Genomic DNA, 14,432 nt, shown 5'->3' with positions numbered 1-14,432 from the left:
GGCGCGGTGCGGGTCCGACCCGCACCGCGCCTCCCGGGTCCCACCGTCGGAATCGACCAACGGAAGCCGCATGACCACAGTCCTCTACCTGACCAGGCGGGTGCTCCAGGCACTCGCCGTGGTCCTCATCGTCACGATCGTCGTGTTCTGCCTGCTGCACGCCCTGCCGGGCGGCCCCGCCCGCGGCGTGCTCGGTGTCTCCGCGACCCCCGCGCAGATCGCCGCGTTCAACCAGCAGCAGGGACTCGACCAGGCGCTGCCGATCCAGTACTTCCGGTTCCTCGGGCGGCTGCTGAGCGGCGACCTCGGCACCTCGTACACGCTCAACGAACCGGTGTCGCAGCTGATCCGCGAACGCCTGCCGAAGACCCTCGTGCTCACCGGCCTGTCCGCGGTGCTCGGGCTCGTCATCGCGATCCCGGTCGGCATGTGGCAGGCAGCCCGTCGCAACGGTGCAGTGGACTACACGGTCACGGCGCTGGCGTTCGTCTTCTACTCGACGCCGGCCTTCTTCCTCGGCCTGATCCTGATCGTGGTGTTCACCCAGCAGCTGCCCTGGCTGCCGTCGCAGGCGCCGACCGGGTCCACGCTCGCCGAGGTCTTCCAGGACCCCGCCGGACTCGTGCTCCCGGTGCTGACCGGTGCGCTCGCGATGATCGCGGTGTTCAGCCGGTACATGCGGGCCTCGACGCTCGAGAACCTGCAGGAGGACTACGTGCGCACGGCCCGCGCCGGCGGGGCGTCGACGGCGACGATCCTACGCCGGCACGTGTTCCGGAACTCGCTGACGCCGGTCGTCGCGATGCTCGGCTACTACCTGCCGGTGCTGTTCGGCGGTGCGCTCGTCACCGAGCAGCTGTTCAACTACCCGGGCATGGGGCTGCTGTTCTGGAACGCGGCCCAGTCCTCGGACTACCCGACGCTGCTCGGCTGCGTCCTCGTCATCTCGATCGCGACGGTGATCGGCACGCTGCTGGCCGACGTCGCGCAGTCCTTGATCGACCCGAGAGTGAAGGCGGACCGCGCATGACCACCGTGCAGATCGCACCGGAAGCCCCCGGCGCCCCCGTCTCGGTCGCCGCGACCGGGTTCCGCCTCGCCGCCCGCCGGTTCTCGCACAACACGCTGGCGGTCATCGGCCTCGTCGTGATCGTGGTCATCGTCCTGTTCTGCTTCGTCGGCCCGTTCCTGTACCCGACCGACCAGACCCACACGCAGCTGTCCCAGGCGAACCTCGGCCCGAGTGCCGGGCACTGGCTCGGCACCGACGCCGTCGGCCACGACGTGGTCGGCCGGCTGATGTACGGGGGCAAGGTCTCGCTGCTGGTCGGCATCGCAGCTGGGGTCCTCGCGACGGTCGTCGGCACCCTGTGGGGTTCGATCGCCGGGTACGTCGGCGGCTGGGTCGACGCGGTCATGATGCGCATCGTCGACGCCGGCATCGCGATCCCCGCGCTGTTCATCCTGCTCGTCATCTCGGCGATCACCACGCCCGGTGTCGCGGGGCTCATCGTGATCCTCGGCCTGGTGTCGTGGCTCGTGCCCTCGCGCCTGATCCGCGCCGAGACCCTGACGCTGAAGAACCGCGACTACGTCCTGACGCTCCGTGCGATCGGCGGCTCGCACGCCCGTGCCATCGGCAAGCACCTGCTGCCCAACTCCGTGTCGACGATCGTCGTCGCCGCGACCTTCCAGGTCGCCGACGCGATCCTGCTGGTCGCCTACGTGTCCTACCTCGGCCTCGGGGTGCAGCCCCCGGCGACGGACTGGGGCGGGATGCTCTCGGCGGGACTCACCGCCGCGTACTCGGGACGGTGGTGGCTGATCGTGCCACCGGGTCTCGCCGTGATCCTGGTCGTCTGCGCGTTCAACGCCGTGGGCGACGGGCTGCGGGACGCCTTCGACGTGAGGGGACGAGGATGACCGACATCCTGCAGATGACCGACCTCGGGGTCACGTTCACGACCGAGTCCGGCCCGGTCGACGCCGTGCGCGGGGTCTCGCTGGCGGTCGCCCCCGGCGAGACCCTGGCGCTCGTCGGCGAGTCCGGCTCGGGCAAGTCCACCGTGGCGCTCGCCGCGATGGGGCTGCTCTCCGGCAACGCGACGGCGACCGGCAGCGCCGTGGTCGACGGCCACCAGGTGATCGGTGCCGGGGAACCCGCACTGCGTGGACTGCGCGGCAGCACGGTGTCGATGGTGTTCCAGGAGCCGGCGACGGCCCTCGACCCCCTCACCCGGGTCGGTGCGCAGATCGCCGAGGTCGTCCGGAACCACCGGCAGGCGTCGGCGTCCCAGGCGTCCGCCGAAGCCGTCGAACTGCTCCGAAAGGTCGGGATCCCGGAGCCCGAGCAGCGCGCGAAGGCCTTCCCGTTCCAGCTCTCCGGCGGGCAGCGGCAGCGCGTCGTCATCGCGATGGCGATCGCGAACGCGCCGAAGCTCCTGATCGCGGACGAACCCACCACGGCGCTCGACGTCACGGTGCAGGCCGAGGTCCTCGAGCTGCTGCGCGCGCTCGCCGTGGACAGCGGCACCGGCGTGTTGCTCGTCACGCACAACATGGGCGTGGTCGCGGACTTCGCCGACCGGGTCGCCGTGATGCTGCAGGGCGAGATCGTCGAGACCGGCAGCGTCGAGGACGTGCTGCTCCGCCCGCAGCACGAGTACACGAAGCGGCTGCTCGCCGCCGTGCCGCGGCTCGACACCCCCGAGACGGTCGCGATCCGCGAGCGGGCAGCGGCACCGGCATCGGGACCGGGCGCGCCGGGCGTCCCGGCCGGTCCGGACGGGAGGCCCGATGCGGCTCCGGTCGTCGACCTGCGGGACGTCTCGGTGACGTTCGGGCGCGGTGCGCGGGCGGTCCACGCCCTGCAGGGCATCGACGTCGCGGTCCACGCGGGCGAGACCGTCGGCCTGGTCGGCGAGTCCGGTTCGGGCAAGTCCACGGCGGCGCGGGTCGCCCTCGGGCTCATCCCGCCGACCTCCGGCACCGTGAGCCTGTTCGGGCAGGACCTGCGCCGGACGCCCCGACGCGACCGGCGGGCACTGCGCGCGGGCATCGGCGTCGTGCTGCAGGACCCCGTGGCCTCGCTGGACGCCCGCATGTCGGTCGGCGAGTGCATCGCCGAACCTCTCGCAGTGCACCGTCGCGGCATGTCGGCATCCGAGCGGCGCACGCGCGTCGACGAGGTCCTCGACGCCGTCCGGCTTCCCCGGGCGCTGGCGAACCGGGCACCGCGCGAGCTGTCCGGTGGGCAGCGTCAGCGCGTCAGCCTTGCCCGGGCGCTCGTGCTCGAGCCGCGGTTGCTCGTCGCCGACGAACCGACCTCGGCGCTCGACGTCAGCGTGCAGGAGGCGGTGCTCGAGGTCCTCACCGAGCTGCAGGCCGACTTCGGGTTCGCGTGCCTGTTCGTCTCGCACGACCTGGCCGTCGTGCAGCACTTCGCCGAGCGGGTCGTCGTGATGCGGCGCGGGGTCATCGAGGAGCAGGGCACGACGGACACGACCCTGCTGCACCCGACGACCGACTACACGCGTCGCCTGCTCGCCGCGGTCCCCGTGCCCGACCCGGTGCTGCAACGACAGCGGCGGACCGAGCGCCTGGCGACGCTCGCGGCGGTGTCCTCGTGACCCGGGTGCTGGCCGGCATCGACGTCGGCGGGACGAACACCAAGGTCGTGCTCGCGACCGCCGCGCTGCAGGTGGTGGACCGCATCGACCTGCCGACGCCCGCCCACGCCGGTGGGGCGGCGATCGTGGCGAGCGCGCTCGGAGCCGTCAGCGGTCTGCTCGAGTCGCACCGGGCCTCCCTGGCGGGCGTCGGGATCGGCGCGGCCGGCGTGGTCGACGCTGCGACGGGCACGGTCCTGGTGACCGGGAACTCGTTCACCGGATGGGCCGGGTACGGGGTGACCGAGGCGGTGACGCAGGCACTCGGTGTCCCGGCGACGCTCGACAACGACGTGAACGCGTTCCTGCTCGGCGAGATCGCCGCCGGGGCGGTCGTGGGGGAGCGCAACGTGCTCGGCATGACGCTCGGCACCGGTGTCGGCGGAGCCCTCGTGCTCGACGGCACGCTGTTCGCCGGACCGCGCGGTGCCGCCGGCGAGATCGGCCACGTGCCGGGGTTCGGCGACGGGCTGTGCACCTGCGGGCAGCACGGGCACCTCGAGACCATCGCCGCCGCGCGTGGCATGGCCGACCGCTACGAGGCCGTGACCGGCCGCCGCTTGCCCGTGCACGCGATCGCCGACGCCGCACGCGCTGGTGACCCCGAGGCCGCCTCGGTGTTCCGGACGGCCGGGTGGGGGATCGCCCGCGGCATTCTGCTGACGGCCGGGATCCTCGACGTGACGACGGTCGTCATCGGTGGCGGTGTCGCGCGCTCGTGGGACCTGCTCGCGCCCGCGATCGAGGCCGCGATCGCCGCCGAACCGCCCGTCTCCGGGGCGGCCATCCGGGTCGAGCCGGCCCTGCTCGGGTCGGACGCGGTCGCGCTCGGGGCCGCGGCACAGGTGCGCGCCCGCGTGCTCGACGCCGAGCTCGCGTAGCGGCGCGCGGCGCTCGGCGCTGCCGCCACGACGTTCCCGCCACTTCGTGGTGCGATCTGCTCCCGCACAACAGAAAGCACCTCGAACCACGTGGTCACGCGGTTCGAGGTGCTTTCTGTTGTGCGAAGACGCGCGGCGCGACGCTGAGTGACGTCCCGCCGACTGCCCTGACCCCGTCGACCTGATCGTGACGGGGTCGACCGGGTCAGGCTCGGCGGGCTCCGACGCGGGGCAGGACCAGTCCGAGCACGATCATGGCGACCGCGAGGACCGCGTGCAGCACGTTGTCAGCGCTGTTCAGCGGGACGAAGTTCGCGGCGCTCGCCATGTTCGCGGTGAACAGGCCGTAGACGAAGAGCACCGCGTAGACGATGCCGCCGACGAGCAGGTACAGCCGGGCACCCGTGGCGGTGCGTGCGGCGAGCAGCCCGACGATGCCGAACAGCAGGTGGACGATGTTGTGCAGGACCGAGACCTGGAACAGGCCGAGCAGGTGCGCCATCGAGCCGTTGCCCGCGGCCGACATCGTGCCCATGTCCATCGTGAGTCCGGGGACGAAGCCGGCGATGCCGACGATGAGGAACACGACGCCGAAGACGAGGGCGCCCTTCTGGGTCCAGGTGGAGCCGTAGCCGGTGCGGCCGGCTGCTGTGTGCGCTGTCATGACGAGACCTTTCGTGGTGGTGAGTCGTCGTGTTCGGCAACCCGTGGCAGATCGTATGCACAGGGGATTCGGAGCGCTCGCCGTGCCGGTTTGCAGCCTTGACCAGGAACAGGTCCCGACTCGTACGATCGACGGGTGGCCACCAGCGCAGATCCCGTCGTCCTCCTGACCGCGTTCGAGCCCTTCGGTGGTGCGGCGCGCAACCCCTCGTGGGATGCCGTCCAGGCCGTCGCATCCGCGTGGGACGGGCCCGGACGGGTCGTCGTCGAGCAGCTGCCGGTCGTCTTCGCCGAGGTCCGCGCCGCGCTCGTCGCCGCGGTCACGGAGCACCGGCCGACGCTCGTGATCGCCACCGGTGTCGCCGAGGGCCGGACGACCGTGTCCCCCGAACGGGTGGCCGTCAACATCGACGATGCGCGCATCCCGGACAACGCCGGAGCCCAGCCGATCGACGAACCGATCGACCAGCGCGGCCCCGACGGCTTCCTGACGACCCTGCCGATCAAGCGCATCGTGCGTGCCGCGACCCGGGCCGGTGTGCCGGCGGCCGTGTCGAACACCGCGGGCACGTTCACCTGCAACCACGCCTTCTACGAGCTCATGTCGATCGCCGCCAACGAGGGCTTCCGTGCCGGTTTCGTCCACGTCCCGGCGACGCCCGAGTCGGCGACCGGCGACGTCCCGACCCTGCCGCTCGACGACCTGGTGACCGCGCTCACCCTCGCCGTCCGCGAGTCGCTCGACCCCGCCCCCGACGCCGTCGTCACGGGCGGCACCGAGCACTAGCACCCCGATGCGTCCGTCGAAGTGCGGACTGGTGCGACCCCTGAACGGGGGATGAAGATGCTCTTCAGTTGCACAGCGCAACGGGTCAGTCCCGGTCAGTGGAGTGGGTCCGGCCCCGACAGAGGAGTCGTCATGAAGAAGTCCATCGCAGCGGCGTTCGCCGCGACCCTCATCGCCGGCGGGCTGTTCGCCGCCGCACCGGCATCGGCCCTGACGGCCAGCCCCCAGGTCGTCGGCGGCGAGCGTGCCACGAACACGTGGGCGGTCCAGCTCGAGGCGTCCGGCGGGTCCATCCCGTCGGGCTACGTCAGCAACTGCACCGGCGAGCAGATCACCGCCTCGTGGGTGCTCACCGCCCGGCACTGCATCGACGGCATCGGTGCGATGAACGTCTACCACTCCAACTCGACGTCGAACCGCGGCGCCGCATCCGTCGTCGACCGGGTGTCCGCCGCACCGACGGGCGACATCGCGCTCGTGCACCTGCGCACCGCGTCCGCGCTGTCGTCCTACGCGCCGCTCGACCTCGCAGCGACCGCGAAGTCGAGCGGCACCGGCACGATCCAGGGCTACGGCCTGCGGGCGAACGCGACGCAGTCCGACGGGCTGTACCAGGCGAGCGTCTCGCTCACCGGCGCCAGCACCGACGCCTACAGCGGCCGCGCGCAGCACGTCACCGGTGTGAGCGGCGCATCGAACCACGGCGACTCGGGCGGCCCACTGATCGTGAACGGCAAGGTCGTCGGCGTGTGCTCGACGGGCGACAGCGCCGACCCGGGCGCGAACACCCGGGCCGGCTCCAACTACGCGCTGCTGACGCAGTCCGCGTCCTGGATCCGGTCGACGGCCGGCGTCTGACCCACTGACGGACAGGAGGTCCGGTGCCAGCTGGCACCGGGCCTCCCGTCCTTGCTGTGGTCGCGCTCATGGCGGGCTCCGGCCCGACCTGAACGCGCGTCCGCCCGCGTCGGAGGACCGTGGTTGCATGAGCCAGTACGACAAGCGCGACCCGAACTCCCTCTACCCCGCACCGCCGTACCCGAAGCAGGAGCAGTCCCTGCCGGGTGCCGCCTGGAAGATGGACCCGAAGCCCGACCACGGCGAGCAGAGCTACGTCGGCAAGGAGCGCCTGACGGGCTTCCGCGGGATCGTCACCGGCGCGGACTCCGGCATCGGCCGTGCCGCCGCGATCGCGATGTCGCGCGAGGGCGCCGACCTCGTCCTGTCCTACCTGCCGGACGAGCAGGAAGACGCCGAGGAGGTCCGCGACCTGCTCGAGTCCGAGGGACGCCGGGCGGTCCTGGTCCCCGCCGACATCTCGGACGAGCAGTACTGCAAGGACCTCGTCCAGCAGGCCGTCGACGAGCTCGGCGGACTGGACACCCTGGTGATGGTGGCCGGTCGCATGGAGAGCAACGAGGACATCCTGACGCTCGACACGCAGATGTTCGACTCGACGTTCAAGACGAACATCTACTCGCTGTTCTGGTTGACGAAGGCCGCGGTGCCGCACCTGGAGCCGGGGTCGACGATCGTGACGACCGGCTCGATCCAGGCGTCGACACCGTCGCCCGACAAGATCGACTACGCCGTGTCCAAGGGCGCGATCAAGCTCTTCACCGAGGCCGTCGCCCAGCAGCTCGCCCCGAAGGGCATCCGCGTGAACTCGGTTGCCCCGGGACCGGTCTGGACGCCGCTGCAGCCGGGCTCCGACGACGCCGAGACCGTGTCGCACTTCGGTGAGCAGTCGCCGTTCGGCCGCCCCGGCCAGCCCGCCGAACTCGGTGCCGCCTACGTGCACCTGGTGAGCCCGGAGTCGAGCTACCAGTCCGGTTCGACCATCACGATCGCCGGTGGCACGCCCGCGTTCTGAGTCACGCCCGCGTCCGGACGCCCTCCGCTCCCAGGACACCGAGGAGCGCGAGGGCGTCCGCGTCCGGTGACCCCGCTGGCGCCGTGTAGAGCACGAGGAACTGGTCCCGGTCCGTCAGCGCCAGGCTGTCGCAGTCCACGGTGACCGGGCCGACGGCCGGGTGGTGGAAGGTCTTCGTCAGCATCGGCGCCGTCCGCACGTCGTGCTGCTCCCACAGTCGGGCGAACTCGGTGCTGCCGGTCCGCAGTTCCTCGACCAGGGCGGACACCGTCGGGTCGGCGGGGTACCGGGCCCGCGCGCTCCGGAGGTGCACCACGACGTCGCGCTGGAACTCGGTGCCGTCGGCGATGCCGAACGGCGGCTGCTCCGGCTGGCCCCCGACCGGGAAGGCCTTCCTGGCCAGGTTCCGCTCCGACGGTGGGCGCTCGCCGAAGTCCTCCATGAGCGCGGCGGCGAGCGCGTTCCAGGCGAGGACCTCGAACGTCGCTGAGATGACGATCGCTGCGGTCTGCGGGAGCCGTTCGACGACAGCGAGGATGCTCGGTCGGACGTCACGCCGGACGAGTCCGCGGTGCAGCGGAGCGGTGCCGGCGAGCAGGTGCAGGTGCTCGGACTCGGCGTCGGTCAGCAGGAGCGCGCCGGTGATCGCGGCGAGGACCTCGGCCGACGGACGTGGCGCGCGGCCCTGCTCGAGGCGGACGAAGTACTCGGTCGAGATGTGCGCCAGGACGGCGACCTCCTCGCGCCGCAGCCCCGGAGTCCGTCGCCGCGGGCCGGAGGGCAGACCCACGTCCTCGGGTCGGAGTCGTTCGCGCCGCGACCGGAGGAACGCGGCGAGTTCCTGCTTGTCCATGGTCCGAGTCTGCTCGCTCCCACGATCCCGATCCTGGTACGGCTCGTACCTGGCTCCGTCGACCCACCGGGCCGGACGCTGAGGGCATGACGAACGACACCACCACCCACACGCCCATCGGCCTGCTCTCCGGCAAGGTCCTGTTCATCACCGGTGCCAGCCGCGGCATCGGCGCTGCCGCGGCCCGGCTCTTCGCCCGCGAGGGCGCCGCGGTCGTGCTCGCTGCTCGCAGCACCGGCGCACTCGACGCCGTCGTCGCCGCCGTCCGCGCGGACGGCGGCACCGCCGACGCCGTGGTACTCGACCTCGCCGACCCCGACAGCATCCGCGGCGCCGTCGCCCGGGTCGACGACCTGCACGGCCGTCTCGACGGGGCGTTCAACAACGGCGCGGCGATCCAACAGCCCGGACCCCTCGACACCACCAGCGACGAGGACCTCGACGAGCAGTTCGCGGTGAACTTCCGCGGGCACTGGGTCGCGATGACCGCCGAGGCCGCGCTGATGCGTCGGGCGGGCGGTGGCGCGATCGTGAACACGTCGAGCATCGGCAGCCGACGCGCGAACCCGGCCCTGCCCGCCTACGGCGCGATGAAGCGCGCGCTGAACAGCATCACCGAGACCGCCGCCGTCACCTGGGCGCCCGAGCACATCCGGGTGAACGGCATCACCCCCGGTGGGACGGCCACCGAGATGATCGACGCGTGGGAGGCCGCGACGCCCGGCATCGCGGCGCAGATCAACGCCTCGGTGCCGCTCGGTCGGATGGCGGAGCCGGCGGAGGTCGCCGAGGTCGCCGCCTGGCTGCTGAGCGACCGCGCCTCGATGGTCACCGGCGCGATCGTCCCCGTCGACGGCGGTGCTGGCGCCTGACCGCGTCGGGGGGACGTGCGCGCTACTCGACCAGCGCCTGGGTCCCGAGCACGATCGCGAGCGAGAGCCGCTCCGCGTCGGCCGTCCCCGGCTCGGCGGTGTAGGCCATGATCCGCAGGTCCTCGGGCCCGACCACGAGCGTGTCGCAGTCCACCTGGATCGGCCCCACCGTCGGGTGGTGGATGGTCTTCTGCCGCGTCGGGTGGTCCGTCGGTGCCGGGGCGGCGGACTCCCACAGCGCGACGAAGCGCGGGCTCGCAGCGCGCAGGTCCCGCACGAGCTGCTGCAGCTGCCGGTCGAGCGGGTAGCGCGCGGCGGTCGACCGCAGGTCCGCCACCACCCGCTCCTCGAAGGCCCCCTGTTCAGCCGGGGTGTGCACGGCGCGACTGCCCGACCCGACCAGGTGCCGCCAGACCGTGTTCCGGTCGTGCCCGCGGAGCGCACCGATCGGCCCCATCAGCGCGTCGTACGGCAGGTTCGCGACGAGCAGGTTGCCCGCGGCGTCGAGCACGGCGACCGGGGTGTCGGCCAGCCGGTCGAGCAACCGCTGCACGCTCGGCGGGATCCGCGTGGGGACGACGTCCGCGCCGGGAGCGGCGTGTCCGGCGAGCGCGTAGAGCAGCTCGCGCTCGGCGTCCGCCACCCGCAGCGCCCGGACCAGCGCCTCGACGACCTGGGCGGACGGCGACGTGGCACGGCCCTGCTCGAGGCGGGTCAGGTAGTCGGCGGAGATCCCGGCCAGGCCGGCCAGCTCCTCGCGCCGCAGTCCGGTGGCCCGCCGGCGGGGCCCGATCGGCACCCCGACCGACGACGGGGCGACGTGGTCGCGCAGCCGCCGCAGCGTGCTCCCGAACTCCGAGTGGTCCATGCCGACAGTCTGCCTCGCGGGGACCGGCCGGGGCCTGGCCCTGCCAGTCCTACGACAACGGGGCGGCTGTCTGCCCGGCAACGGACGGGCGCACGCTGCGGTCATGACAACGACACTCGTGACCGGCGCCTCCCGTGGCCTCGGCAAGGAAACCGCCCGTCAACTCGTCGCCGCCGGGCACACCGTCTGGGTCGGCGCTCGCGACCTGCGGGCCGGCACCGCGGTCGCCGAGGAGCTCGGCGCGCGGGCCGTGCAGCTCGACGTGACCGACGACGCCTCGGCCGCCGCCGCGTTCGCACACCTCGATGCGGCGGGCGGGCTGGACGTGCTGGTCAACAACGCCGGCATCGCGATGTGGGGGCTGAACGGTCCCGACGCACTCGCCGTGTTCGACACGAACGCGGTGGGCATCGTCCGGACCACCGAGGCGGCGCTGCCCCTCCTGCGCCGCTCGGCGAACCCGCTCGTCGTGAACATCGGCAGTGCGCTCGGCTCGTTCGCCGCGACCCACGACCCCGCGAAGCCCGCGTCCACCGTGAACGCGATCGTCTACGGCGCGAGCAAGGCCGCCGTGTCCATGCTCACGGCGCAGTACGCCCGCGCCGTCCCGGAGGTGCACTTCGTCGTGCTCGAGCCCGGCTACACCGCGACCGAGCTCGGCGGGGCGCCGAACCCCCACGGTCGCCCGGTCGAGGTCAGCGCGGCGACGGTCGTGGCCGCGGCATCGGCGGGCCCGGAGGGCCCCAGCGGCGTGTTCCTGGAGGACGGCGAACCGCTCGGGTGGTGACGACCCCACGCTGGGTGTGACGGACGGGAGGCCCGGTACCGACCCGGGACGCGCCTCCCGTCCGCGACGCGGTCACGTCCACCGCACCAGTCGGCCGGCCGGGCCGGATGGCCGGTCGACGGACCACGTTCAGCCCGACGGGCGATCCGCCCGGAGCGTCCGATGGTGTTCCATCGCGGGATGACCTCCGTCTCCGTCCCCGATCGGTGGCGGAGCACCGACAGGGCAGCGCGCCTGCGGGACGCGGGCCTGGCGCTCGTCATCGCGACGGCGTCCGCGGCGTGGATCTGGCACCGGCTCGGGTTCCCCGCTCGCGGGACGGCCTGGGCCGAGGACTCCGGCCGGTTCCTCGAGCAGCGCATCGCGTCGGGTCCGATCCGGACGCTGTGGCACCCGTACGACGGGTACCTGCACCTCGTCCCACGGGTGCTCGTGGACGTCGCCGTGGCGATCCGCCCGGTCCACGACTACGCGACGGTGGTCAACGCACTGTCGTGCACCGTGATCGGCCTCGTCTGCGGTGCGGTCTTCCTGCTCGCGGGTCCGGTCGTCCGGGCCTGGCCGCTCNCCGCCAACCTGCACTGGTACCTGCTGTTCCTTGCCCCGTGGCTGTTCGCGGCACGACCCCGGTCGTGGTGGTCGGCAGCCGTGCTGGCGGCGACGGCGCTCGCCGTGACGCTGACCGAGATCCAGACCGCGGTGTTCCTGCCCCTGTTCCTGCTGGCCCGACGCGAGCGACGTGCACTGCCCGTGCTGGGTGCGGCGCTCCTCGGCATCGCGGCCCAGGTCGTGGCGACCGTGACCCATCCGCGGCCACCGGCGACGAGCATCACCAGCCCGAGCGACATCGTGCTGGGCTACCTGACGCAGGCCTTCGCCGGCGGCTGGACCCCACGGGTGCAGCGTGTCGGGATGGCCGTCCTCGACCACGGCTGGTGGGTCCTCGTCGTCCCCGCGGTCGCGGTCCTGGCCGCGCTGGCGGTCGCCGCCCGTGTCGGCGGTCCGCAGCGTCGCTGGATGTCGGTCGCCCTGGTGGGAGGGTCCGTCGTGGTGTGGACCGCGGCGTTCGCGCTCAACCACGTCGACGACAGCGACTGGTCCGCGTTCACCCGGCAGCAGTACGCGGGCACCGGCCCGTACCGCTACGCCGCCGCCGCGTCGATGCTGCTCGTCGCAGCCGTCGTGCTCGCCGCCGACGCCCTGCTGGCCCGTGGCCGGTGGTGGGCGGTGCCGGCATGGCTGCTCGTCGCGAGCGTGGTCGCGGCCGGCGTGCTCGGTGCCCACACCGTGGAGCGCCGGGACGCGGGTCCGGTCTGGGCGACACAGGTCGAGCATGCGGTGCCCGGGTGTCGCGCGGACCCGACCCGGTCCGTCCAGATCAGCGCCGCGCCCATCCGGCCCACGTGGCGCGCCGACGTGCCCTGCTCGTGGATCCTGCCGTCGGCGGGTCCCGTCAGATGAACTGCCGGAAGTTGGTCGAGGCCAGGTCCAGCAGCTCGTCGCCGCGGCCGCTCAGGACGGTTCGGATCGCGTAGAGCGTGAAGCCCTTGGCCTGCTCGAGCGTGACCGCCGGCGGCATCGACAGCTCCTGGCGGTCGGCCTTGACCGACACCAGCGCCGGGCCGTCGTGCGCGAGGGCCGCTGCCATCGCCGACTCGAAGTCCGCGGACTCGTCGACGCGGAAGCCCTTGATGCCGATCGCCTCGGCGACCTTCGCGAAGTCGGGGTTCCGCAGCTCCGTGCCGAAGTTCACGAAGCCCGCCGCCTTCATCTCGAGCTCGACGAAGTTGAGCGACGAGTTGTCGAACACGACGATCTTCACCGGCAGCTCGTTCTGCACGATCGTGATCAGCTCGCCGAGCAGCATCGTCAGCCCACCGTCACCGGCCATCGCGATGACCTGCCGGTCCGGGAACGCGGTCTGTGCGCCGATCGCCTGCGGCACCGCGTTCGCCATCGTGCCGTGCACGAACGACCCGATCAGCCGTCGCTTGCCGTTCAGGGTCAGGTACCGGGACGCCCACACGACCGGCGACCCGACGTCCGGGATGAACACGGCGTCGTCGGCGGCGAGCCGGTCGAGCACGCGCGTGACGTACTGCGGGTGCAGCGGCTTGTGCTTCCCCGCGGGGACGGCCAGGTCGTCGAGCTTCTCGCGGGTCTTCCGGTAGTGCTTGCGGGCGTCCTCCAGATGGTGCGCGGGCTTGGCGCCGTCGAGCAGCGGGATGAGCGCGAGTGCGGTGTCCTTGACCGTGCCGACCAGCCCGATGTCCACCGGGTGCCGGCGCCCGAGCTGTGAGCCGCGGACGTCGACCTGCACGTGCTTCGCCTTCGCCGGGAAGAACTGCTGGTACGGGAAGTCGGTGCCGAGCATGAGCACGACGTCGGCGTCCTCCATCGCGCGGTACCCGGACGCGAAGCCGAGCAGCCCGGTCATGCCGACGTCGTAGGGGTTGTCGTACTCGATGTGCTCCTTGCCGCGCAGGGCGTGCACGATCGGGGCCTGCAGCCGCTCGGCCAGGGCGACGACCTCGTCGTGGGCCCCGGCGACACCGGCGCCGGCCAGGATCGTGATCTTGTCGGCGCCGTTCAGCAGGTCCGCGGTGCGCTGGAGCTCGGCCTCGGACGGGAGGACGCGCGGGGTGGCGCGCTCGATGCGGGTGGTCCGGGTGTCCTTCGCCTCGGCGAGCAGCACGTCCCCGGGGATGACGAGCACCGCGACGCCGCGCTTCTCGATCGCCTCACGCATCGCGATCTCGAGCAGGCGGGGCATCTGCGTCGGGTCGGCGACGTACTCGACGTACACGGAGCACTCGCGGAACAGCTCCTGCGGGTGGGTCTCCTGGAAGTACCCGGAGCCGATCTCGGCCGTGGGGATGTGCGCGGCGATCGCCAGCACGGGCACGCGGGAGCGGTTCGCGTCGAACAGCCCGTTGACCAGGTGCAGGTTGCCCGGGCCGCAGCTGCCCGCACACACCGCGAGCTCCCCGGTCAGTTCCGCCTCGGCCGACGCGGCGAACGCGGCCGCCTCCTCGTGCCGGACGTGTTCCCACCGGATGGTGCCGTCCTTGCGCAGGGCGTCGGTGAACCCGTTGAGGGAGTCCCCCGGCAGGCCGTAGACCCGCTGGACGTCGTTCAGGCGGAGGGTGGCGACGATGTTCTCGGCAACGGTGGGCATGC

13 protein-coding genes are annotated in these 14,432 nt (G+C 72.5%); 9 read left to right on the top strand and 4 right to left on the bottom strand.

Going from position 1 to position 14,432, the window contains the following annotated elements:
• Window positions 1-70: 70 nt before the first annotated feature.
• The 4 genes from ASG04_RS16310 to ASG04_RS16295 are packed head-to-tail and all read left to right on the top strand — an operon-like array spanning window position 71 to window position 4,549.
• Window positions 71-1,030 (top strand): ABC transporter permease, encoded by a 960-nt coding sequence (locus tag ASG04_RS16310; protein WP_056126479.1) that lies wholly within the window; start codon window positions 71-73, stop codon window positions 1,028-1,030.
• Window positions 1,027-1,923, top strand: coding sequence for an ABC transporter permease (locus ASG04_RS16305; RefSeq protein WP_056126477.1), 897 nt, complete (start codon window positions 1,027-1,029; stop codon window positions 1,921-1,923). Before ASG04_RS16310 ends, ASG04_RS16305 begins: the two co-directional genes overlap by 4 nt.
• Entirely contained in the window at window positions 1,920-3,629 is a 1,710-nt protein-coding gene (locus ASG04_RS16300; RefSeq protein WP_056126474.1) for a dipeptide ABC transporter ATP-binding protein, read from the top strand. Before ASG04_RS16305 ends, ASG04_RS16300 begins: the two co-directional genes overlap by 4 nt.
• Window positions 3,626-4,549: an ROK family protein gene (locus tag ASG04_RS16295; protein ID WP_200938548.1), complete on the top strand. Its 924-nt coding sequence runs from the start codon at window positions 3,626-3,628 to the stop codon at window positions 4,547-4,549. Before ASG04_RS16300 ends, ASG04_RS16295 begins: the two co-directional genes overlap by 4 nt.
• A 205-nt stretch (window positions 4,550-4,754) precedes the next feature.
• Here the strand turns inward: ASG04_RS16295 and ASG04_RS16290 are convergent, their stop codons facing one another.
• Entirely contained in the window at window positions 4,755-5,213 is a 459-nt protein-coding gene (locus ASG04_RS16290; RefSeq protein WP_056126472.1) for a DUF4383 domain-containing protein, read from the bottom strand.
• A 135-nt stretch (window positions 5,214-5,348) separates the two neighbouring features.
• Here ASG04_RS16290 and pcp point away from each other — a divergent pair, with 135 nt between their 5' ends.
• From pcp to ASG04_RS16275, 3 genes are all read left to right on the top strand, one after another.
• A complete protein-coding gene (gene pcp / locus ASG04_RS16285; protein ID WP_056126471.1) occupies window positions 5,349-5,999 on the top strand; it encodes a pyroglutamyl-peptidase I in 651 nt (216 codons plus the stop codon).
• 132 nt (window positions 6,000-6,131) lie between these two features.
• Window positions 6,132-6,857, top strand: a complete 726-nt coding sequence (locus ASG04_RS16280; protein WP_056126469.1) for a S1 family peptidase — start codon at window positions 6,132-6,134, stop codon at window positions 6,855-6,857.
• 127 nt (window positions 6,858-6,984) lie between these two features.
• On the top strand, window positions 6,985-7,872 hold the full coding sequence (locus ASG04_RS16275; RefSeq protein WP_056126468.1) for an SDR family oxidoreductase: 888 nt from the start codon (window positions 6,985-6,987) through the stop codon (window positions 7,870-7,872).
• 1 nt (window position 7,873) lies between these two features.
• Here the strand turns inward: ASG04_RS16275 and ASG04_RS16270 are convergent, their stop codons facing one another.
• A complete protein-coding gene (locus tag ASG04_RS16270) occupies window positions 7,874-8,725 on the bottom strand; it encodes a helix-turn-helix transcriptional regulator (protein ID WP_056126466.1) in 852 nt (283 codons plus the stop codon).
• 86 nt (window positions 8,726-8,811) lie between these two features.
• Between ASG04_RS16270 and ASG04_RS16265 the strand changes: the two genes are divergently transcribed.
• A complete protein-coding gene (locus ASG04_RS16265; protein ID WP_056126464.1) occupies window positions 8,812-9,597 on the top strand; it encodes an SDR family NAD(P)-dependent oxidoreductase in 786 nt (261 codons plus the stop codon).
• A gap of 22 nt (window positions 9,598-9,619) precedes the next feature.
• On the opposite strand, the gene ASG04_RS16260 is transcribed toward ASG04_RS16265, so the two are convergent.
• A complete protein-coding gene (locus tag ASG04_RS16260; RefSeq protein WP_056126462.1) occupies window positions 9,620-10,465 on the bottom strand; it encodes a helix-turn-helix transcriptional regulator in 846 nt (281 codons plus the stop codon).
• Between the two features lie 103 nt (window positions 10,466-10,568).
• Here ASG04_RS16260 and ASG04_RS16255 point away from each other — a divergent pair, with 103 nt between their 5' ends.
• Window positions 10,569-11,252 (top strand): SDR family NAD(P)-dependent oxidoreductase, encoded by a 684-nt coding sequence (locus tag ASG04_RS16255; protein WP_056126459.1) that lies wholly within the window; start codon window positions 10,569-10,571, stop codon window positions 11,250-11,252.
• A gap of 1,453 nt (window positions 11,253-12,705) precedes the next feature.
• On the opposite strand, the gene poxB is transcribed toward ASG04_RS16255, so the two are convergent.
• Window positions 12,706-14,430, bottom strand: coding sequence for a ubiquinone-dependent pyruvate dehydrogenase (gene poxB / locus ASG04_RS16245; protein ID WP_056126455.1), 1,725 nt, complete (start codon window positions 14,428-14,430; stop codon window positions 12,706-12,708).
• Window positions 14,431-14,432 lie beyond the last annotated feature (2 nt).

The organism is Curtobacterium sp. Leaf183, from assembly GCF_001424385.1.
GTDB lineage: Bacteria > Actinomycetota > Actinomycetes > Actinomycetales > Microbacteriaceae > Curtobacterium.
Note: the sequence above shows the minus strand (reverse complement) of the source record. Positions and strands in the feature narration are given on the sequence as shown.